The sequence below is a fragment of the Frondihabitans sp. 762G35 genome, assembly GCF_002074055.1.
Classification (GTDB): domain Bacteria; phylum Actinomycetota; class Actinomycetes; order Actinomycetales; family Microbacteriaceae; genus Frondihabitans.
On sequence record NZ_CP014619.1, the window covers coordinates 533,616 to 550,688 of the forward strand.

General features: G+C 65.8%; 30 protein-coding genes and 1 tRNA gene. 2 read left to right on the top strand and 29 right to left on the bottom strand.

All coding sequences use genetic code 11. From position 1 onward, the window contains the following. Window position 1 precedes the first annotated feature (1 nt). From AS850_RS02675 to AS850_RS02685, 3 genes are read right to left on the bottom strand one after another with little or no spacing between them, the layout of a single operon-like run. Window positions 2-1,411 carry a phage portal protein gene (locus AS850_RS02675; RefSeq protein ID WP_123955425.1) on the bottom strand — a complete coding sequence of 470 codons (1,410 nt, stop codon included), beginning with the start codon at window positions 1,409-1,411 and terminating at the stop codon, window positions 2-4. A gap of 9 nt (window positions 1,412-1,420) precedes the next feature. Beyond that, entirely contained in the window at window positions 1,421-3,115 is a 1,695-nt protein-coding gene (locus tag AS850_RS02680) for a large terminase (RefSeq protein WP_119867729.1), read from the bottom strand. Window positions 3,116-3,122: 7 nt separating this feature from the next. Beyond that, window positions 3,123-3,614: a phage terminase small subunit gene (locus AS850_RS02685; RefSeq protein ID WP_442856895.1), complete on the bottom strand. Its 492-nt coding sequence runs from the start codon at window positions 3,612-3,614 to the stop codon at window positions 3,123-3,125. A gap of 184 nt (window positions 3,615-3,798) precedes the next feature. Between AS850_RS02685 and AS850_RS02690 the strand changes: the two genes are divergently transcribed. Next, window positions 3,799-4,218, top strand: a complete 420-nt coding sequence (locus AS850_RS02690; RefSeq protein ID WP_216819843.1) for a hypothetical protein — start codon at window positions 3,799-3,801, stop codon at window positions 4,216-4,218. Window positions 4,219-4,224: 6 nt separating this feature from the next. Here the strand turns inward: AS850_RS02690 and AS850_RS02695 are convergent, their stop codons facing one another. The 19 genes from AS850_RS02695 to AS850_RS02780 form a co-directional block, all read right to left on the bottom strand. Next, a complete protein-coding gene (locus AS850_RS02695; protein ID WP_119867732.1) occupies window positions 4,225-4,647 on the bottom strand; it encodes a hypothetical protein in 423 nt (140 codons plus the stop codon). A 30-nt stretch (window positions 4,648-4,677) separates the two neighbouring features. Then, window positions 4,678-5,013, bottom strand: a complete 336-nt coding sequence (locus AS850_RS02700; protein WP_119867733.1) for a hypothetical protein — start codon at window positions 5,011-5,013, stop codon at window positions 4,678-4,680. Between the two features lie 431 nt (window positions 5,014-5,444). Next, window positions 5,445-5,855 (bottom strand): HNH endonuclease signature motif containing protein, encoded by a 411-nt coding sequence (locus tag AS850_RS17020; protein ID WP_119867734.1) that lies wholly within the window; start codon window positions 5,853-5,855, stop codon window positions 5,445-5,447. Window positions 5,856-5,972: 117 nt separating this feature from the next. Beyond that, window positions 5,973-6,215: a hypothetical protein gene (locus AS850_RS02710; protein ID WP_119867735.1), complete on the bottom strand. Its 243-nt coding sequence runs from the start codon at window positions 6,213-6,215 to the stop codon at window positions 5,973-5,975. An 89-nt stretch (window positions 6,216-6,304) separates the two neighbouring features. Continuing rightward, a tRNA-Met gene (locus AS850_RS02715) sits at window positions 6,305-6,381 on the bottom strand. 368 nt (window positions 6,382-6,749) lie between these two features. Then, complete coding sequence (locus AS850_RS02720; protein WP_119867736.1) at window positions 6,750-6,980, bottom strand: hypothetical protein; 231 nt, start codon at window positions 6,978-6,980, stop codon at window positions 6,750-6,752. Beyond that, window positions 6,977-7,411 (bottom strand): hypothetical protein, encoded by a 435-nt coding sequence (locus AS850_RS16205; RefSeq protein ID WP_123955426.1) that lies wholly within the window; start codon window positions 7,409-7,411, stop codon window positions 6,977-6,979. The genes AS850_RS02720 and AS850_RS16205 overlap by 4 nt, the downstream gene beginning before the upstream one ends. 711 nt (window positions 7,412-8,122) lie before the next feature. After that, window positions 8,123-8,488 carry a hypothetical protein gene (locus AS850_RS02735; protein ID WP_119867739.1) on the bottom strand — a complete coding sequence of 122 codons (366 nt, stop codon included), beginning with the start codon at window positions 8,486-8,488 and terminating at the stop codon, window positions 8,123-8,125. Between the two features lie 91 nt (window positions 8,489-8,579). Beyond that, the gene (locus AS850_RS02740) at window positions 8,580-8,825 is read right to left on the bottom strand and encodes a hypothetical protein (protein ID WP_123955427.1); all 246 of its coding nucleotides are present in this window, start codon (window positions 8,823-8,825) and stop codon (window positions 8,580-8,582) included. After that, window positions 8,822-8,950, bottom strand: coding sequence for a hypothetical protein (locus AS850_RS16900; protein ID WP_257788666.1), 129 nt, complete (start codon window positions 8,948-8,950; stop codon window positions 8,822-8,824). Before AS850_RS16900 ends, AS850_RS02740 begins: the two co-directional genes overlap by 4 nt. A 128-nt stretch (window positions 8,951-9,078) precedes the next feature. After that, window positions 9,079-10,809, bottom strand: a complete 1,731-nt coding sequence (locus tag AS850_RS02745) for an SNF2-related protein (protein WP_119867741.1) — start codon at window positions 10,807-10,809, stop codon at window positions 9,079-9,081. Next, on the bottom strand, window positions 10,806-11,162 hold the full coding sequence (locus AS850_RS02750) for a hypothetical protein (RefSeq protein WP_119867742.1): 357 nt from the start codon (window positions 11,160-11,162) through the stop codon (window positions 10,806-10,808). Before AS850_RS02750 ends, AS850_RS02745 begins: the two co-directional genes overlap by 4 nt. Then, complete coding sequence (locus AS850_RS02755; RefSeq protein WP_119867743.1) at window positions 11,159-11,431, bottom strand: hypothetical protein; 273 nt, start codon at window positions 11,429-11,431, stop codon at window positions 11,159-11,161. Before AS850_RS02755 ends, AS850_RS02750 begins: the two co-directional genes overlap by 4 nt. Further along, the gene (locus AS850_RS02760) at window positions 11,431-11,634 is read right to left on the bottom strand and encodes a hypothetical protein (RefSeq protein ID WP_119867744.1); all 204 of its coding nucleotides are present in this window, start codon (window positions 11,632-11,634) and stop codon (window positions 11,431-11,433) included. The genes AS850_RS02755 and AS850_RS02760 overlap by 1 nt, the downstream gene beginning before the upstream one ends. Then, complete coding sequence (locus AS850_RS02765; RefSeq protein ID WP_119867745.1) at window positions 11,634-11,927, bottom strand: hypothetical protein; 294 nt, start codon at window positions 11,925-11,927, stop codon at window positions 11,634-11,636. The genes AS850_RS02760 and AS850_RS02765 overlap by 1 nt, the downstream gene beginning before the upstream one ends. Further along, entirely contained in the window at window positions 11,924-12,094 is a 171-nt protein-coding gene (locus AS850_RS16430; RefSeq protein WP_164088369.1) for a hypothetical protein, read from the bottom strand. Before AS850_RS16430 ends, AS850_RS02765 begins: the two co-directional genes overlap by 4 nt. Window positions 12,095-12,203: 109 nt before the next feature. Then, entirely contained in the window at window positions 12,204-12,767 is a 564-nt protein-coding gene (locus AS850_RS02770) for a single-stranded DNA-binding protein (protein ID WP_119867746.1), read from the bottom strand. Then, complete coding sequence (locus AS850_RS02775) at window positions 12,764-13,324, bottom strand: hypothetical protein (RefSeq protein ID WP_119867747.1); 561 nt, start codon at window positions 13,322-13,324, stop codon at window positions 12,764-12,766. Before AS850_RS02775 ends, AS850_RS02770 begins: the two co-directional genes overlap by 4 nt. After that, window positions 13,321-13,614 (bottom strand): hypothetical protein, encoded by a 294-nt coding sequence (locus AS850_RS02780; RefSeq protein ID WP_119867748.1) that lies wholly within the window; start codon window positions 13,612-13,614, stop codon window positions 13,321-13,323. The genes AS850_RS02775 and AS850_RS02780 overlap by 4 nt, the downstream gene beginning before the upstream one ends. A gap of 93 nt (window positions 13,615-13,707) precedes the next feature. Between AS850_RS02780 and AS850_RS02785 the strand changes: the two genes are divergently transcribed. Then, window positions 13,708-14,244, top strand: coding sequence for a hypothetical protein (locus tag AS850_RS02785; RefSeq protein ID WP_123955428.1), 537 nt, complete (start codon window positions 13,708-13,710; stop codon window positions 14,242-14,244). Between the two features lie 13 nt (window positions 14,245-14,257). On the opposite strand, the gene AS850_RS02790 is transcribed toward AS850_RS02785, so the two are convergent. The 7 genes from AS850_RS02790 to AS850_RS02820 are packed head-to-tail and all read right to left on the bottom strand — an operon-like array spanning window position 14,258 to window position 17,072. Next, window positions 14,258-14,560 (bottom strand): hypothetical protein, encoded by a 303-nt coding sequence (locus tag AS850_RS02790; protein WP_119867750.1) that lies wholly within the window; start codon window positions 14,558-14,560, stop codon window positions 14,258-14,260. Then, on the bottom strand, window positions 14,550-14,972 hold the full coding sequence (locus tag AS850_RS02795; RefSeq protein WP_164088370.1) for an ASCH domain-containing protein: 423 nt from the start codon (window positions 14,970-14,972) through the stop codon (window positions 14,550-14,552). The genes AS850_RS02790 and AS850_RS02795 overlap by 11 nt, the downstream gene beginning before the upstream one ends. 8 nt (window positions 14,973-14,980) lie before the next feature. Beyond that, window positions 14,981-15,358 carry a DUF4326 domain-containing protein gene (locus AS850_RS02800; protein ID WP_119867752.1) on the bottom strand — a complete coding sequence of 126 codons (378 nt, stop codon included), beginning with the start codon at window positions 15,356-15,358 and terminating at the stop codon, window positions 14,981-14,983. Then, a complete protein-coding gene (locus AS850_RS02805; protein ID WP_119867753.1) occupies window positions 15,355-16,017 on the bottom strand; it encodes a hypothetical protein in 663 nt (220 codons plus the stop codon). Before AS850_RS02805 ends, AS850_RS02800 begins: the two co-directional genes overlap by 4 nt. Beyond that, window positions 16,017-16,247 carry a hypothetical protein gene (locus AS850_RS02810; protein WP_119867754.1) on the bottom strand — a complete coding sequence of 77 codons (231 nt, stop codon included), beginning with the start codon at window positions 16,245-16,247 and terminating at the stop codon, window positions 16,017-16,019. Before AS850_RS02810 ends, AS850_RS02805 begins: the two co-directional genes overlap by 1 nt. After that, window positions 16,247-16,627 (bottom strand): hypothetical protein, encoded by a 381-nt coding sequence (locus AS850_RS02815; RefSeq protein WP_119867755.1) that lies wholly within the window; start codon window positions 16,625-16,627, stop codon window positions 16,247-16,249. Before AS850_RS02815 ends, AS850_RS02810 begins: the two co-directional genes overlap by 1 nt. Then, window positions 16,620-17,072 (bottom strand): hypothetical protein, encoded by a 453-nt coding sequence (locus AS850_RS02820; protein WP_119867756.1) that lies wholly within the window; start codon window positions 17,070-17,072, stop codon window positions 16,620-16,622. The genes AS850_RS02815 and AS850_RS02820 overlap by 8 nt, the downstream gene beginning before the upstream one ends. Between the last annotated feature and the right edge of the window lies 1 nt (window position 17,073).

Sequence of the window (17,073 nt, forward strand, 5' to 3'; positions counted from 1 at the left end):
ATCAAGCTTGGTTGCCACCGGCTGGTGTCACCTCCTGCATGAGCAGGAGCTCGTCCGCTGCTTCGGCTTCCGCCTGCTCGATCTCGGTCGGCGTGAACTGGTAGACCTCACGCATGGTGGTCCGCTTCGACAGAACAGAGACGGCCTGCGTTCCAGCCGACGCCTTGTCGGTGATCGAATACCGCTCGGCGGGTTTGAAACCGACGACGATGCTCGTCTTGTCGGCTCGGTCCTCGTCTCCCAGAGTCAGGAACGCCAGGTGGAACACGTCGACAAGACCCTGTCCCGCGCGCACCTGCTTGTCCTCCACCGCGAAGGTGAGCCCCTCACGCGTGAAGCTCGCTCCCTCAGCCGACTGATTGTCGGGAGCGAACAGCGACATGGGGCGACGTGTCACGGCAGCCAGGAGCTTGATGTCGTCGGCGGAGGCCGAAAGGATCCCCTGGAGGTCCGCCTGCGTCGACTCCCAAACCTTCGAGTTGAAGGGAAGCTGCAGCCACGATCCGGGATCGGACGTCAGGACGTCCTCGAGGTTGTCCAGTTCGTGGCCGTTTCCGTCCTCTGCTTCCGCCTCGTCGACCTGGATCGCACGCTGCTTGAATGCCTGGTAGATGGCGATCACCATGCGGTTGTAGACGTCGTGATTGATGCGATCGAGAATGTCGATGTGCGGCTCAAACTCCCCGACGCCCCGTCGATTGCGGAATCTGACGACGGGCACGAGCGGGTGGGAGAGTTCCTCGCCCTCCGCTCCACCGAAGTCCTCATCCCAGGAGAAACCGGCCGCATGGAAGATGATCGCCGTCCGCTTGTTCCGGCGCTCGCGGGAGGCCACGTAGCGCCTGGCGTTCGAGGCGGCGCCGGTCACCTCGTCGATCTGCCCGCCGGGGAGATATAGGTAGACGTAGTCCTTGCTGACGTCGGGATCGTGGAAGACCTTGACGGCGGCCCGCACCTGCGACTGCCGGACGGGGTTGTGGATGGTCACGACCTGCCGAGGGTCTTCCCCCGTGATTGCAACCTGTCCGTCTTCGTCGAGTCCGACGATCATGTATCCGTCGCCGAGTGCCAGCATGTTCTCGAGCACATCGGCGAACTCGATGTCCAGACCGTTCTCGAGCCAGATCTTCCAAGCCTTGTCATCGACCTGGTCACCGCTGGTAGCAGTCCGAATATCTCGGATGGCGACGCGCTCCCGTACCGATCCGACGATGAGTTCTGCGAGGTTGGTGCAGGACTGTTTCTGGATCTTCTTGAAGGCGTCGCCGGCAGCCTTGTTGCCTGTGGGCAGCGGCGGCTCGCCACGGTGGTAGGCGTCGAGCTTTTCCAGCCGTGGCAGCCGCGCTTCCCGCTTTCGGCAGGCCTTGAGCATCCACCATCCCGGGGAGTTAGTCACTGTGACGTCAATCAAGGCGACCTCCTATGCGAGTCGGCGGATCACCGACCTACGTCGGGTTCGTGGTTTGGCTCCGGTCTTGCGCGCGTCGAGGCAGGCTTTTCCGGCAAGGGTTGCGGCCATGGCTGCGTCGAACTTGAGCTCCATAGACTGCTTCTGCATGACCCAGAGAGGCTTGTCCTCGTCGTCGCGGATCCGGAGATCCTTTCGGCCTGCGTTGCCCATGTGGCGGGCGAACTCGGCCGCGTTGACGTGCTTCGGGTTCCAGCCGATCGAGCCGGTGTCCATCGCCTCGACGTACTCGCGGATCGTGTAGGCCATCCGCCCGTACTGCTGGGTGAAGAACTCCTCGATCTGGTCCGGCCACCGAAGCGCCCAGGAGCCGATGGTCTCCGTCCAGTGCGGCGGGTCGCAGTAGATCTTCCACACCGAGTAGGTCTTCATGACCCACTCGAGTGTCTGGGTGACTTCGTCCTCGGGGACTTCCCAGTCCTCGACGTCGTCCGGCCTCTCCCACAAGCCAACGAGTTCCTGAAGTCCTGTCGAGACTTCCGTAATGACGAGTGCGGTGGCATCACGAAAGCGAGCACCGTCGAATCCTCCGGTGACGAATGCGCCGGCCGGGATCTTCTGTCCGGGACGTGCGAGGCCCGGGCGCTGCCCCTCAGGTGTCTGGTCGCCCTCGGGCAGGTACTCGGGCGCGAGGCGATTCCAGCGGACCATGTCGAACGCTTGCGAGTTCGACTTCCGCCACCTGTTGAGCCAGACGCGTTCGAGGTAGGCAGCATCAGCATCGGGGCGGTCCCACTGCTTCGCGATCGACTCGAACTGCCCGGGCCCGTACTCGCCGGCAGGGCCCGTTGCGTCGGAGATGGCCGCGATCCGCTGCTCGATGGTCTCGAGATCCTTGTGCTCGTCTCCGGCCCAGCGGGCGAAGAAGAACATCGCGGGGTCTTCGATTTCGCCGGCTTCGATCTTCTCGGCCTCGCGGCGGACGCCTTCTTGAATCGATCCTTGGCCTGGCTGACCGGCCGTCGAGGTGTAGAACGACCACGGATCATCGAGTGGACGCTTCGTGAGGTTCGCCGTCATCGTCTCGTGCGCCTCTTTGGCGCGCGGGAGGATGAGGCGGTGCGGCTCGTCGAAGTGCTGAAAGGTGGTCAGCGCGCCGTCACGGCCCCCCGGGGAGTTGGCGACCGGGACGACCTTGCCGTCTTCGATGCCTCGGGAGCTGAGCCGAATGATGCGCTCGAGGGAGCTGTCGAAGATGCCGTTGTCGGGGCCGTTCTCGACGATGTACTTGAGTACGCCGTAGGCGAGATCCGAGACCTGCTCTTGAGAGACGGCCATCATCGGGATGAAGGGGAAGCTCACGGGACGCCCAACTGGGTCGCCCTGCGAGTTGAAGCCGTCCGCGCGGACTGGTGCTTCGGGGTGGAGCTCCGCGAAGGTCACCCACGCCGCAAACTCAGTCTTGGCCATCCCCTTCCGCCACTCGAGCGCGCCACGTTGGAAGCGACGCCGCCCGGCGAGCCTGTGGCCCTTCGGGTAGACCTCGTACAGCCGGTAGAGCGCCGCACGCTTCTCGGCGTCGAGCTTGGCTGGCTCGCCGGCGATGGATCCAGGACCGAAGATGCAGCGGTCCTCGATGAAGTCGGCCAGCTCTGGGCCGAGCGTCGGGAACGAGAGGTCGAGCGGCGGCACGATCAGTACCGTCATGACCTACCTACTGGACGAGAGCCAGGCGGGGGTCGGTGCCGGCTGGAGGCTGGCGGTTCGCACGGGGTGCGGCACGGCGTGCCTGGCCACGTTCTTTTGCCTCGTCCGCGGTCTCGATGGTCCACTCGAGGCGGCGGCGGTCGTAGGGGGTGAGGCCGAATGCGACCCGCTGCAAGCGGATCTCGGAGGCGAGCTTGGTCGATGGCTCCCGCCAGAAGTCGTCGATGAGGACGGCGAGGAGGAACAGCGCGTGGCGGTCTGACGAGTGGTACTCGGCGGCCATGGGGGAGGCCCAGAGGTCCGCCCACCAGTCGAGGGTCGCCTCGTGCCAGTCGCCAGCCTTCATCGCTCCGTCTTCGGTGAACACGACAGGCCGCGGAGGGAGCGCGGGGATCTGGACCGTGTCCGCGGGGCGCAGAGTGGATGCGGTGGACGCCGTGTTGCGTCGTGCGCGAGTTGTGGGGTGCTTCTTGGCGGCTGGCATTTCGGTACCTCCCATGTCGGGAACTGATCAACCCATGGCGGGCAGAACCCCGTAGTTACGGGGCTAAATCCGTTACACTTGGTGTGTGACGAGAACTTGTGGGTGGTGCGGCCGCTCGACGATCGCGCGGAATGCTCAGGCGCGATTCTGCTCGAGCAAGTGCCGCGTCTATGCGCACCGGGCAAAGCTGCCACGCGAGATGACCGAGCGAGAGCGCTGGATCCGTTACGAGTCGACCAAGCGCCCTGTGACCGTTGCCGGCGGCGCTGCCTCCTCGACGGATCCGGACACCTGGTCCAGCTACGGCCAGGCGAAAGCCTCCACAGCGGGCGTGGGTCTGGGCTTCGTTCTCGGAGACGGGATCGGATGCATCGACCTGGACCACTGCCTCATGGACGGGCTGCCCGATGCCGCCGCAGCGAGATTCCTGAAGGGTTTCGCTGGGCATTACATCGAAGTCAGCCCGTCAGGCGACGGACTGCACATCTGGGGCACGTGCGACGAGAGGCCGGGAACCCGTCGACATGAAGGCGAACTCAGCGTGGAGCGCTACAGCACCGGCCGCTACATCACGGTCACAGGCCGTGTCTTTCAGAACGGTGCGTTGCTGCCTCTCTGAGATTCTCTAGAGAAGGCGGTTCTCGTAGAGTTTCGCGATGACCGCAGAGGCGATGTCGCCGACCAAGTAAGCGAGAGGCTCATCGTCACCGAGTAAGACCGATCGCGCACGGCTGTCCCACCCTGGTACGCAGTCCATGAAGAAGAACGTGGTCGCGGCGTGAACGGCCTCGTGGGCGACGGTACTCGTTGTCAACTGTCCTACCCACAGCCGCATGACGACGATCGGGGTCACGTCCGGACGCGGCCAACGGTAGCCCTGCTGCACGGCGAGTCCTCCGCCGATGTTCGCCGTTGGGTCGTACTTCATCTTCCGTGCCTCGGTGTGAGCCCGGGCCATCTCCTGCCGGTCGTCGTACACATGGACGAAGACTTGACGGCGGATGCCCGTCGCTCGCGATGCGACCCGGAAGCGGGCGACCATGGTCACGGTCGCCCTCCTCCGAGAAGGGGGTTCCGATCAGGCACGGCTGGGCCACTGGAAGTGGCGCGGGCCCTCTCCCTCGCTGACCGAGGTCACCCAGAGGGTGTCGTTGCCGTCGAGGAGCGCCTGACCGTTCACGGAGGACGAGGGGGTGCTGCCCCATGCCCGGACGATGATCATGGGGACGACCTGTCCCGCTTCGGCCTTGTTGCCGACGTGGTTCTGTCGGCCGTCATTCGCCGGGGTTTCCTTCGCCGGGTTGTGCACCGCGCTCGTGTAATCGTCGCGGCGACGGTTGACGTTCTTGGCGTCGTCATCGCTGAGCGTGTACAGGACGATGCGCCCGGGTGTGGGGATCTGGTTACTGGACATGAGTGCCTCCCGGAGGTTGATGCGTGGTGGTCGCCGGACCCGATGGGCGCGGTGGTGTAACGCTTTTGGCGGCTGCTGCCCGCCTGGGTTCTTGATCTGCCCGGACCATGTGCAATGCCGGCGCGAGGCCCGCCGCGCGGCTGGCGCGGCGGCTGAGCGCCGGGCGGGCCCGAATCGTGGGGAACCGTACGGAGGAAAATGAGCAGCACCTCCCCGGCAGCCAGCAGCGACCGGGGGTAGGGGGTGACCCCCTACCCCCCGACGCGGAGGACTGTGCGGCGAGCCACCGTGTGACCGACGCGCGGTCGAGATGGCCGGAACGGGAAGGAGTGTCCGACTCGAGTGCTGGCTCGCTGGCGCGCCTCACAGAGGCGAAGCTGCAAGCGCCTGAACGAGACGATGTGCAGCACGTGCCGTGTGCACGTGCTGCTTCACCTGTTCGCGTACTTCGCTCGTCGTGCCGTCGCTGCCTCGTGCTGCACCTTGACGAGGTGACATGGATGACAGAGGCCTTGATGGTTCTCGATGTCGTCTACTCCACCTGATGCGACGTTGACAATGTGGTCGTCGTCGGTCGACGGTCGAGCGCATCCGTTCATGGAGCAGCGACGGCAGCCGCTGCATCGACAGATGGGATCTCGAGCGAGGACGAGATCGCGCATGCGCCTCGTTGCGCGCGTGAATCCTGTCCGTGTTGAGGTAGCCCAGGCGGTGGGCTGGTGGTCGGGGCAGTAGGTCTTGCCCACCACCCGGGCTTCGCAGGAGGGGTGGGCACACTTCTTGGGGGCCCTGGGCATTGTCTGCCCTCCTCGGTCACGGTGCAGGTACCACCTGGGAGACATGGACCATGGCCGAACGGGTGCAATCGAGGCTCAGCACCTCGATGTATGCGCCCCGCTCGCGGATGATCTGCCACGCTTCTTTCCGCCAGGTGACTGCACCTCCAACAGCAGTGCCGGTCATCCTGGTACTGCCTCGGCGAGCGTGGCCTCGATCTCGGCGGCGGCCTCGCGAAGAGCGACGACGAGCTGTGGTCGAAGGCTGTCGACGCCGATGTCGACGCCCGAGCGATTGGATGTGATCGGCAGGGCGAGGGTGAAGTCGGCTGCGTTGTACAGGACATCACCAACGCCGAGGATCACGCTGCCTTGGATCTCGATCGTTCCGGGCATTCTCGCCATGGTCAGCTCCTCGCCCATCATGTCTCTACGTTCGGCCTCGGCCGCCGCTGGATCCACACCGTTGGGTGCGCACCACGGGCGCAGTCGTCACCACTCGCGGCGGCCGAGGCTGGTTGCGGGAGTCGGATTCGAACCGACGACCTTCGGGATATGCGCCCGACGAGCTACCGAGATGCTCCATCCCACATGGGTTCCGTATGCGTCTCCGGAACAACGAGCACTTATTCGGTTGAACCTGCCGGCCGCTGCATCGCCAATGGGGTAGTCCCGCTCGCCCGCCGGCCGACGTCACTCGGGTTGGGCGGGGCGGTCATCGTTGTGTGTGTGCGATGGGGCCGGAAGTGGATGCTCGGATTAGCGTGGCGAGCCTGCACGGCGCGGGCAACGGGAGGCCAGCGACTACCCCGATCACAAGGGCGTTCAACGACAGAAGGCCCCGCCGAAGCGAGGGCCTTCCTGTCTGATCTGTGGGGGTGGGTCTCATGGACCCTTCCGGGTACACGTGTCCACCATCGATACATATCTTCTTGGCATTCTTGAATTAATGCAAGCGCATCACCAGCGGCGGCGTGTCACCGGATACCCGGTCGGACGAGCGGTGCTCTTCGGCCGGCCCCGGACCACCGTCGATTCGGCCTTGATAACGTCAGGCCCGAAGACCTCCATGACGCCCCTCGCGTTCCGCCTCGACTGGATGAGCTTCCTCTGTGCCCACAGGTAGATGGTCGGCTTTGAACGGTTCGCGACCTTCATCGCATCCTCGACCGAGATCCACTGGCCGCTCATGCCTGCGTGCTCGGGACGCGGTGGACCTCTTCGTGAGAGACCATCTCGAACGAGGTCTGATCGAGCTCGAACCCACAGACGGGGTCCATGCACTTGACGGACACCATGTCGGACTTGAAGCGAGGCGGCTTCCAGATCAGCGTCAGGCCCTCGCAGCGCGGGCATCTGGTTCGCGTGATCTTCGTCTCACCTTCCGCAGCGGGGAACGACCTCATCGCGCCCTTGACGGCCCTAGCGAAGTGGACGGCATCCGCAGCGCCGTGGTAGTCCGCCACCCAAGCGAGAGTGTCGCCGGGATGGGCTCTGCGGAATGACTGGAGCTCGTCGAGCGCGACCATCGTCGCGGGCAGCGGGATCCCTGCGGACATACCCGTGCGGATCCCACCGTTGTCCCGGCTCACTAGCTTGTCGTGCTCCTCGAGCAGGTTCACCAGCGGCCAATAGGCGTTCTCGGCATCGTCGACGTCGTGCCAGCACGGGCCGCAGAGGAAGCCATGGATGGCCTCTCTCGGCTGGCATCCGCGGCATGCCCGCCCCGTGCGTTCCCACGCCCCGTCCTCCCATGTGGACCCCGACCAGCGGTACTCCAGCCCATCACAGGAGATAAGGTGCTCGCCTCGAATCGTGCAGGTTCGCACGTCGGGCATTTCGGTCGTGATGCAGAACGTCAAATCGTCCCTCCTGGTTTGTCGGCGCTCGCGAGAGCCTCCAACTTGATTGGTGCCGTCCCGTAGTACGAGCCGGGCTGTCCGGGGGCATTGCTGTGCGAGCAGGGGTTGGCGTGCCAGCTCGCGCGGGGGCAGCGCTTGTTGCCGCACGCGGGGCACACGATGAACGTGCGGTCCCAGAGTTCGATCTCGCCTCGGGCCCTCTGGTCGTTCTCGCAGGTGATGCAGTCCGCTGTGGCGGCCAGCGTCCCCTCGGCTGGGGCGTGGGTCATCGACTGAACCACCTACGGATCCGCTGCCAGATGGTCGGCCTTCGGTAGGTGCATCCGCAGCCCCCGATGAAGTAGGGGAAGATCTCTTTGCCTCCGACCGAGCACATCCCGAAGTGCCACTGCCCGATGCTGTTGGGGCCGGACATGATCGTGTGTTTGCTCTTGGCGTGCCCGCAGCCTCCACACGCGCGTTCCCGCCCCACTACTCGTCACCGCCATCCGCGGGTTCGTAGGTCGCCTCGAAGATGTCGGGCTTGCAGGGGTAGAACTCGCCATGGACGCCTCGGATGATCCAGTCGCCGAGGGTGACCCAGTGGCCGCCCTCGAGCGTGGCGATGATCATGCGACCGTCCCGTGGGTCGATCGCGACGCCGGACTCGGGCCACGGCTCCACGCCGACCATGGCGTAACTGGGGTCAAAGGCCCCGAGGGTGTTCCTCTCGATCCAGCGGAAGATCGCGTGGGTGGGACTCGTGGAGTCTGGGGTGGGGCCGCCGTCGGGGCCGGCACCGCCTCCGAGGAACTGGCGTGCTTCGATCTCGACGGGCTTCTTGCGGAACTGGGGCATCAGGTGTCCTTCGGCTTGGGGGCGGGCTTCGTGCGTGGGGTGGGTCGGGGCGGCAGGACGTCGACGAGATCTGCGAGGGCTTGAGCGAGGGTCACTGCGCCGTCTCCGTCTCTCGCGACTTCTGCGCTCGCAAGCGCTCCGCCTCGTTGTCTGTCCAGGTGTCGCGGGCTTTCGCTGCGGCGCCGTCCCTGATCCCGCGGGCATAAGAGTCGGCGCACATCCGGCGGATGAGGAGTCGTCCGTCGTTTCCGAGGAACTCGAGTTCGCGATCGAGGAGCTTGAAGTTGACGTCCTCGTTGAGGTCCGGCGGCATGGTGTGGGGAATCTGTGCGGTCATGGGGTGCCTTTCGGGATGAGGAATTGGGTGCGGACGGAGGAGACGGCGGTGTCGGACCAGAGGACGATGGACCGGTCACCGTCCTGGGTGAGGACGATGCCGGTCCATTTGGGTGTGCCTGGCATGCGGGGTCGGAGTTGGACTTCGCGGTAGCGGGGTGGGCTTGGTGGGGTGAGGTGTTGGAGGTCGCCGTCTTCGTCGTTTCGGGTGTCGGAGGGATGGGTCACGGTGTTGCGGTCCTTCCGGGGCGTGTTCAGCTCGCTGCGCGGCGCTCGCTGAGGGTGAGGATGTGGGCGGCGAGGGTGCGTGCGCGGGAGGCGTCCTGGGTGCTGTTGCTGAGGAGCTTCCCGTCCTGGGTGAGCAGGGGTTCCGCCTGGTTGCGTTTCACCTGGAGTGCTTCCATCAGGGCGGGGTCGGAGCCCTCGACGCTGTTGAGGAAGTACGCGACGGGTGGGGCGTCTCCCATACCGTCGCGTCGGAGGCGGCCGATGGCTTGCTCGTGGACCTGTGGGGACCAGTCGAGTTCTCCGAAGACGGCGACGTTCGATGCCTTCTGGAGGCCGTCGACGCCGGCTCCGGAGCGGAGGGACATGATCAGGATCCGGGAGTCACCGTTCACGAACGCTTCTTGCGCTGCGTTCTTCTGGTTCGCCGACTCTGTGCCGGTGTACATGACGGGCTTGTACTCGGCGAGCATCTCGTTCCACACGTCGTACACGGCCCGGTGCCATCCGAAGAGCACCAGCTTCTGCTCTGCCTCGAGGATGAGCCGACAGAACTCGGCGACGTAGGGTGCTTTCGCGATGCCGGTCGCCTCGCGCACTTTCCAGTCGAGCTCGCCGGCGGCCCGGAACTTCTCCTGCCGTGTGGCCGTGTCGGACAGGATCAGGCGCGCCATCGCTGCCGCGTCGCCAGCGACCGCCTCGAGCGCGGCAGGGTCGGCGTCGATGAACTGGGGCACCTTGATCGTCTTGGGCAGTTCCCGGCCGACTTCCTTCCGGGTGCGGCCGAGCATCAGCCCCTGGCCGCGGAGGTAGCTGCCGAGCGCGGCGGGGTCGGTGACGGCTGCATGCCCGTTCCACGAGGTGCCCCACTCGCGCGAGAACTCGTCCTTGCTGCCGAGAGCGTTCGTGCCCATCGCGTTCAGGATCTCCCAGATCTCGCCGCCGTAGTTGTAGACCGGGGTGGCGGTCAGGCCGAGGACGTAGGCCGCCTCGCGGCTGATGTGCGCGGCGGCGCTGCCCTTCCCGGTACTCACCCCGTTCCGGAGGTCTTGGACCTCGTCGAAGATCACCGTTCGCGCCCACCCCGCAAGGGCGTTCGACCAGCCCGACAGTCGCGAGTACGGGACGACCATCACATCGGGGCGCTGCCCGGCGAGGAACGCATCGGACGGGTTGGTCTTCTTCGCGAGCTCGAACGTGAGGAACGGGAACGACTCCTGCATCTCGTCCATCCACCGCTTCGGCAGGTGCGTCGGCGGGACCACGAGGGCCGGAAGGGCATCGCGCTGCGTGGCCGCGAGGAGCCCCGTGTACGTCTTCCCGAGACCCACCTCGTCGGTCAGGAGCAGCGTCCTCGACGCCCGGAGCATCTCGACCGCCGTTCGCTGGTATTCGCGAGGCGGGCGGGTCGGCTCCGTGTGGAAGTCGAGGCGGGTCTGCACGCCGGCGAGGACGTCCCCGATCCTCGCCTCACGGACGGTGTGAGCGTCAGCCTCCTGCCGCAGCGTCTCCTCGGACTCGTTGTCAGCCGGGACGAGGGGCCACCGGTCCATCAGCCACACGATGTCCCGTGCGACCTCGAGAGTGGCCCGCATCGCGACCCGTCCGCGGATGGTCGATCGAGCTCGGCCGAAGACCCGCTTGGCACGGATGGCGACGGACGGTTCGAGCTCCAGGTGCCACTCCGGGTAGTCGAGAGGCTGGCCGTAGTTGTTCTCAGGGTTCGCGACGTACTGGTACTTGCCGTAGGTGTGGGTCACAGGGCTCCTCCAATCAGGGAAACGAGATGCACGGGCTTCCCTCCGAGCACGGCGGGAAGGTGGTGGTGGCGCGTCCGGGTTGTGACGAGCACGAGCTCGTCGATCTCAGCGCAGTTGGCGTAGCGGGTGAGCTGACGGATCACGTCAGCCCACCCGCCGTCCGTCTTGACCTCGATGCCCACCCGCCCCGCCATGAGATCGATCCGCGACCGATCATCCGACAGGCGCACCTCCCGCCTCGCTTCCACGCCGGCCTCGGCGAGCGCCGTGAGGATCTCTGCTTGGAGATCGTCTTCGGTGACGTAGGTGAGTTGGGCGGTGTCGAGGGTGTGGACGATGGTGTCGGCGTTCACGGGGTCTCGATGGTGAAGAGGGGTGGTGGGAGTTCGGTGGGGTCGTTGACGTCGGGTGTGGGTTGGAGGCCTTCGCGGTGGTGCTTGTCGCAGTACCAGTAAGTGGTGGCTCCGATGGGGATCTGCTGCCATTCGGCGTCGCCGGCCATGATGTGGAGCTCGGGGAGTGTGGTGCTGCCGTATTCGTCGGTGTGGTCGTCGACGAGGTCGGCATCGCAGCCGGGTTCGTCGCAGAGGGCGGTGTAGTACACGATCGGCTTGAGGCCCATCAGTCCTCCTCGGGTGCGGAAGAGTTGTCTCCGATGGCGTAGCTGTAGACGGGTAACTCTTGGACGGTCAGGGTTTCGCCTGAGTGGAATCGCTCGACTTCTCTGGCGTCCTGGGGTGTGCTGCAGAGGTCGAAGATGCGGCCGCCGTATCTGTCTGAGACGAGCCAGACGGTGCCGACCTTCGTGCCGTGTAGGACGGTCATCAGATGGCCTCCTCGATGGTTTCGATCTGGCCTGCTTCAACGCGGTGGTAGTGGCGGTCGTGGACGAGGCGGGAGACGGTGCGGCCGGGTGTGAGGCTGCCGGGCCCGTCCGTGAGCGTCTCGTTGGGGTGGAGGGCGACGGTGCGTGTCTCGAAGTACACGTCCGTCGTCGGGTCCAGGTTGCGGATGCGGATGTTCGCTTCCGCGGGGGAGGCGAAGGGGAGGACGACGTCGGCGAACGACTTGCCGTTCTTGAGGGTGAGTTTCGCGTGGGTCATCTTCGTGGCGCTCACGGCTGGACTCCTTTCCGGATGGTGAGGACGTGGGTGCCCTCGGTGGTGGTGGAGGCGTCGGCGAGGTAGCGGTCACCGGCGCAGATGAGGAGGTAGTCGTTCCAGATCTCGGTGGTCTCTGTCGTCCCGGCTTCGAGGTCCTCGATCGTGACGCGGATGCCAGACATCAGTCGAGGTAGGCGTCGAGGTCGAGGTCTGCGTGGTCTTCGAACGCGTGCTCTTCCATTGCCCTGAGGGACGGGAAGTGGACGGCGCAGACGGGACAGCGCTCCCCGCTCAAAACGGCGTCTCGTCGTTGTAGCGCCCGGTCGAGGTCGTGTTCCACACGTCGCCCGCGGCGCCGCCAGACGGTTGCTCCCACGGCTCATCGGCAGGCTGCCCTCCGCCGGGCGGGGTCGTCGCCCACGAGTCGGCCTGGCCCTGCCCCGTGGGCTGCTGCTGGCCGCCGGTCTTCTGGCCCTGGCCGTCACGAGAGGACGACGCCCGGGTGACCTGCGCGGTCGCGTACCGGAGGGACGGGCCGATGTCGTCGATCTCGAGTTCCATCGAGGTGCGCTTCTCGCCGGAATCGGTCTCGTACCTGCGCTGTCGGAGCCTCCCCGACGCGATGACCCGGGAGCCCTTCGTCAAAGATGCGGCGACGTGCTCGGCGAACTCGCGCCACACGGACGCCCGGAGGAACAGGGCCTCGCCGTCCTTCCACTCGTTCGACGCTCGGTCGAAGGTGCGCGGGGTCGACGCGATCGTGAAGTTTGCGACCGCGAGCCCGTTCTGCGTGTACCGCAGCTCGGGGTCGCTGGTGAGGTTTCCCGCGACGGTGATGATGGTTTCGCCGCTCATTCGGTGGCTCCGTTCTGGCTGGTGTTGGTGTCTTCGTCGGGGATCGGCTCGGTGCATTCCAGGCACTCGGACTCGGGTCCGTCGGCGCGATGGACGACGCGCCATCCTCTGGAGTCCGGGGCGTCGTAGTGGTCGTGATGGTCGGGCTCGGGCCCGCACGGGTAGGGCTTGATGACCTCGGGGTCGACGCCGTACTCGAGGGCTCGTTCGTAGAGGAACTCGCTGGCTTCCTCGTTGGAGCGCATGTCGGCCCACTGCCAGGCCTCTTCGCCGACCATGTCGCTCAAAAGCGCGTCGGCGAGGAACGCGATGCGCGCTGCCTGCAGGAACTCGACGATGCGGTTGCCCGCAGTGCTCCTCGGCTCCACCTCCATCCACGACGTCCCGAAGATGTCGAGACCCAGCGCGCGGGCGTAGAGGTAGGGCACCTCCTCATCGAGGGGACGCGTCTCGCCCTCGTCCGCGTGGGGGAAGAGCTCGTGGGCGTAGCGGCGCTTGGTACGCCGCTTCGGCTGATCTTCGGCGAGCGCCGTGGTGGGTTCTGGAGTGTCGGTCACTGGTCGGTGTCGCTTTCGTTCGGGTCGGTGGCGTCGACGGTGATGGGGTGCGCCTGGGTGAGTTCCTGGGGGATGACGATCACGGCCTCGGGGCGGAGAGGCAGGAAGGCTCCCTTGGGCACCTGGATGGTGAGCTTGACCTCGACGGTGCCGCCCCTGGGCTTCGCGGCCTTCTTCTGGGTCAGGCCGACGACTTTCGCTCCGATGAGGGATTGCGGGTTGTCGCGGGGCAGGTAGTTGTGGACCGGTTCGAGTTGCAGGTAGACGGTTGCTTGGACGGAGTCGCTCATGGCGGGTCTCGCTTTCGTTAGGGTTCGGGGATGACGTGTGATCTTGGGGAAGTTGCGTGCGCGATCGACCGCCTGAGGGAGTCCCTCGGGCAGGTGAGCGGGTTCGACTGGCTGACGCAGGTGTGGATTCCGATCGGGATCGCGTTCATCACGCTGCTGGTCGCCGGCGTTTCCGTCGTGATCGCGTTCCAGTCGAATCGGCTCGCACGCGAGGTGCGGCGGGACTCCCTGGAACGTGGCCTCTACACGGAGAGGGACGAGTTCACTGCCGACTTGGAGGAGTGGCTGTCTCTCCGGAATCGGGAGTTCTTGGGTCGCGGTCAGAGCAAGCTGCACAGGGACACCTGGGCTAAGCAGGTCGAGTTGACTCTCCTCGCGTCCCAGATCAGCTCGCCAGGCGCGCACGACCTCCTGCTCGACGTCCGCACGATGTATGACGAAGCGCCCGTTTCTTCCATCAGCGATGAGAACGCAGTGACGTCTGTCCTCCTCGAGCGGCTCGCCAGGTTCAAGCTGCGTCTCTGGCGGAAGAGCCCGCAGGAGTACGTGGACTGGTCGGCGAAGCAGATTCGCGAGAAGGCCGCGTCAGATCGCAGCACGGCGCAGTGGCAGGCAAGCGATAAGTCCTGAGAGAGGCGGTGGCCTAAGCCGTTCGCCTGGAAGCCCGGAGCGCCCTGTACGCGACAGCCACCTCACGGCGCCGCCGGTCCACCTCCTGAGCCTCCCGGATCTGCGTCAGGCGTTTCGCCTCCAACGCGGTCACCTTCTGCGGTCCGTGCTTGCCCTCGTAGAAGGCTTCCCGGCGCTCGCCGTGTCTGGTCCGCATCCTGGTGTCCTCCAGCCCGCCCGGCCTTTCGAGCTCCGGGTCGACGAGGTGGGGGAGACGTTCGGTCTCGAGCGCGGTCCGGCTGATGCCACGGATGAAGTTGTCCCAGTCAGCGGCCATCACTGGCCTCCCCGGTGACTACCTCGTGCTCGATGTCCGCGGGCACGACCCAGAACCCGAGAGCGCCCCTGGCGTGGGCGAGAGGCGGGCGTGCCTCCTGGGGATTGGTGACGACCCAGTGGAAGACCGGCTCCCACGACGTCGCCACGAAACCGCCGAGCGCCGAACAGTCGACGCCGTCGACCGAGCAGCCGAGGGTCGCCTCGTGGCAGTCGACGATCTCGACGGTGCCGACGATGACCGACCGGGGCATGTCCGCGACGCCGTCGACGTGCTCGGCCCGGTAGTGCTCGTGGAGCGCCTTGCCTGCGTGGATGGCGATGACTCCGCGCCGCGACGTCGGCCGGGAGCGGTTCTCGATCCGCTTCTCGCCCTGGACGAGACGGGACGCGTATGGCTGTTTGACCGTCAACGCCCGCATCACTCGTCCACCTCGTTCGCGATCTCGAGGAGCACATCGGCATGGCACGGGAGGTCGAGGGGGCACCAGCACGCGAGATCGCGCCCCGCGAGATCCGTTCGGATCGTGGTGCGTACGTCGCGATCCCACACGCCCAGGCCGTCGTGGCGCAGCTTCGGTTCGACTGAGTCGCTTGAGACCTTCTCGACCAGATCGCGGAACATCTTCACTGCGCTGTCGGCGTCGATAGGTCCGGCGACTCGGTATGGGTTGCCCCACTTGCTCGGCCGGGAAACGACCACGGCGCCATCGGGCTTCTTCCACCCCTTCCTGCGGCTCAACTGGATCCGCTTGGGCTTCGACGACGCGGAATCTTCTGCTGACTGGGAAATGCTCATCTGGTGTCGCTCCTTCCGGGGCCCTGTGGATAACTTTCGATCTCAGCGGCTGCATCTGCTTTTGGAGATGGTGTCGGTGGTGTTGATGTTGCTGTTGCTGTTGTAGACAGCCCCGAAACCTCAACTTGCGTTTGGGGCAAATGGACCCCCAAATCCACCCCGAAAGGGAGTTCGAGGTCGGGGTCCATGTCGCGAGGATTGACCGCGTTCTGGCGGAGCACCGTCTTCACCTGCGGCTTCTCCCAAGCGGGCAGATCGGGGTTCTCTTTCCGGAGGCGAGCCAGCTCGTGGACGACCGCGGCGCGTAGCTTGTTGCTCCCGATGGCCCCGAACGCGTTCGCGATCGACACTGCGAGGCGGGGCTGCTTGAGGAGACCGTCGTGCCGGATGTAGGAGCGGACGAGCACCTCCTCGGTGTCCTGGTCGAAGACGAGGAACCACGAGTAGGACAGCTCCACGGCGGCCTTCATGACGTCGAGGGTGCTCCACTCCTTCGCCCGCTGAGCGATGCGCCCCGGGTGCCACGGTGCGACTCCTGCGTAGGACAGTGCCGGGTCGCTGAGCATCACGAGGTACAGGTGCTGCGCGGCGGCCGTCAGGGACCGCCAGTCGTCGTCGAACCACATCTCGGGCCGGATCTGTGCGTACTGCTTCGGCATCAGGTCACGAGCCCTCTCTGGATCGCAATGACCTCCGCGCGGCGGCTGAGAGCCACCGTGCGGATGAAGGGCCAGTCGTCCTTCACGCGGGACGCCGAGCCCCACCTGTCGAGGGCGTACTCGAAGTCAGGGACGGAGACGCCGGCGGTGACGAGGAGCTCCACCTCGACCTCGTGGACGGGTGACATCTCGATGCCGCACTCGACGAGGAGCTGCATAGCTTCGTCCATCAGGTCTCACCTCTCTCTGCTTTCTCGATGAGCAGCTCCAGGTGCGGAGATGCTTCCTTGTCGTAGACGATCCGGGGCATGATCTTGTCCATGAACAGGGGGATATCGTCCTCGACGACCTTCGCGTCCACCAGCCCGTCGCACATGGCCTTGAGCGTCGGGACGATGTTGTCTTCGTCCCGGTGGTGACGCGTCGCGACAACCCACGTGAGAGTGACCCGGCAGTACCCGAGGGGCGGGATCTGATGCCGGTACTCCGCCTCGATTCGCGCCGAAGCCCGAACCTTCTTGACGATGCTCGCGCGCTGCCGCCATCCGTGGCGCTGGTTCTCCGTCAGCGGTGGCCGGGGGTAGTCGAACCGGATCGTCCACCTATCCACGGCGCGACGCTCGGCTCTCGTGTACGAGCTCCATCGCGGCTCGCTCAGCTTCGGCGAGCGCCGTGGTGAGTCGGTCGATCTCAGCGAGGAGGGTGTCGATGTCTTCGCGGGAGTGGGCGATGAATTCGGCGGTGGGGTGGCGGTAGCCGATGATGTCGTGGCGGTAGACGCGGGGGTCGTCGGGTGTGGTGGCGGTGGGGGCGACTTCGTAGATGGCGAGGTCGCGGCCTCGGATCATGAAGACGTCATCGGTCTGCATGAAGCGGGGTTCTGCTCCGTGCATGCCTGCGCGGGTGAAGTCCATGATGGAGCAGCGTCCCCAGCCGGGGATCCAGGTCGCGAGGTAGGTGTGGTGGTTCTTGGTGTTGCCTGCCCAGTGCCAGGGCCCTCGGGGGGCGGCTTCGGCTCGGGCGCGGATCTCGTCGATGGTGGGTGGTGTGCTCATG

Bases quoted from the DNA above. Each gene is read 5' to 3' on its own strand.
- AS850_RS02680 (WP_119867729.1), bottom strand. From the start codon at position 3,115: ATGACGGTACTGATCGTGCCGCCGCTCGACCTCTCGTTCCCGACGCTC.
- AS850_RS02685 (WP_442856895.1), bottom strand. From the start codon at position 3,614: ATGGGAGGTACCGAAATGCCAGCCGCCAAGAAGCACCCCACAACTCGC.
- AS850_RS02690 (WP_216819843.1), top strand. From the start codon at position 3,799: ATGACCGAGCGAGAGCGCTGGATCCGTTACGAGTCGACCAAGCGCCCT.
- AS850_RS02700 (WP_119867733.1), bottom strand. From the start codon at position 5,013: ATGTCCAGTAACCAGATCCCCACACCCGGGCGCATCGTCCTGTACACG.
- AS850_RS17020 (WP_119867734.1), bottom strand. From the start codon at position 5,855: ATGTCTCCCAGGTGGTACCTGCACCGTGACCGAGGAGGGCAGACAATG.
- AS850_RS02710 (WP_119867735.1), bottom strand. From the start codon at position 6,215: ATGATGGGCGAGGAGCTGACCATGGCGAGAATGCCCGGAACGATCGAG.
- AS850_RS02720 (WP_119867736.1), bottom strand. From the start codon at position 6,980: ATGAGCGGCCAGTGGATCTCGGTCGAGGATGCGATGAAGGTCGCGAAC.
- AS850_RS02735 (WP_119867739.1), bottom strand. From the start codon at position 8,488: ATGCCCCAGTTCCGCAAGAAGCCCGTCGAGATCGAAGCACGCCAGTTC.
- AS850_RS02740 (WP_123955427.1), bottom strand. From the start codon at position 8,825: ATGACCGCACAGATTCCCCACACCATGCCGCCGGACCTCAACGAGGAC.
- AS850_RS16900 (WP_257788666.1), bottom strand. From the start codon at position 8,950: ATGCCAGGCACACCCAAATGGACCGGCATCGTCCTCACCCAGGACGGT.
- AS850_RS02755 (WP_119867743.1), bottom strand. From the start codon at position 11,431: ATGGGCCTCAAGCCGATCGTGTACTACACCGCCCTCTGCGACGAACCC.
- AS850_RS02760 (WP_119867744.1), bottom strand. From the start codon at position 11,634: ATGACCGTCCTACACGGCACGAAGGTCGGCACCGTCTGGCTCGTCTCA.
- AS850_RS16430 (WP_164088369.1), bottom strand. From the start codon at position 12,094: ATGTCTGGCATCCGCGTCACGATCGAGGACCTCGAAGCCGGGACGACA.
- AS850_RS02770 (WP_119867746.1), bottom strand. From the start codon at position 12,767: ATGAGCGGCGAAACCATCATCACCGTCGCGGGAAACCTCACCAGCGAC.
- AS850_RS02780 (WP_119867748.1), bottom strand. From the start codon at position 13,614: ATGAGCGACTCCGTCCAAGCAACCGTCTACCTGCAACTCGAACCGGTC.
- AS850_RS02790 (WP_119867750.1), bottom strand. From the start codon at position 14,560: ATGGCCGCTGACTGGGACAACTTCATCCGTGGCATCAGCCGGACCGCG.
- AS850_RS02800 (WP_119867752.1), bottom strand. From the start codon at position 15,358: ATGAGCATTTCCCAGTCAGCAGAAGATTCCGCGTCGTCGAAGCCCAAG.
- AS850_RS02805 (WP_119867753.1), bottom strand. From the start codon at position 16,017: ATGCCGAAGCAGTACGCACAGATCCGGCCCGAGATGTGGTTCGACGAC.
- AS850_RS02810 (WP_119867754.1), bottom strand. From the start codon at position 16,247: ATGGACGAAGCTATGCAGCTCCTCGTCGAGTGCGGCATCGAGATGTCA.
- AS850_RS02820 (WP_119867756.1), bottom strand. From the start codon at position 17,072: ATGAGCACACCACCCACCATCGACGAGATCCGCGCCCGAGCCGAAGCC.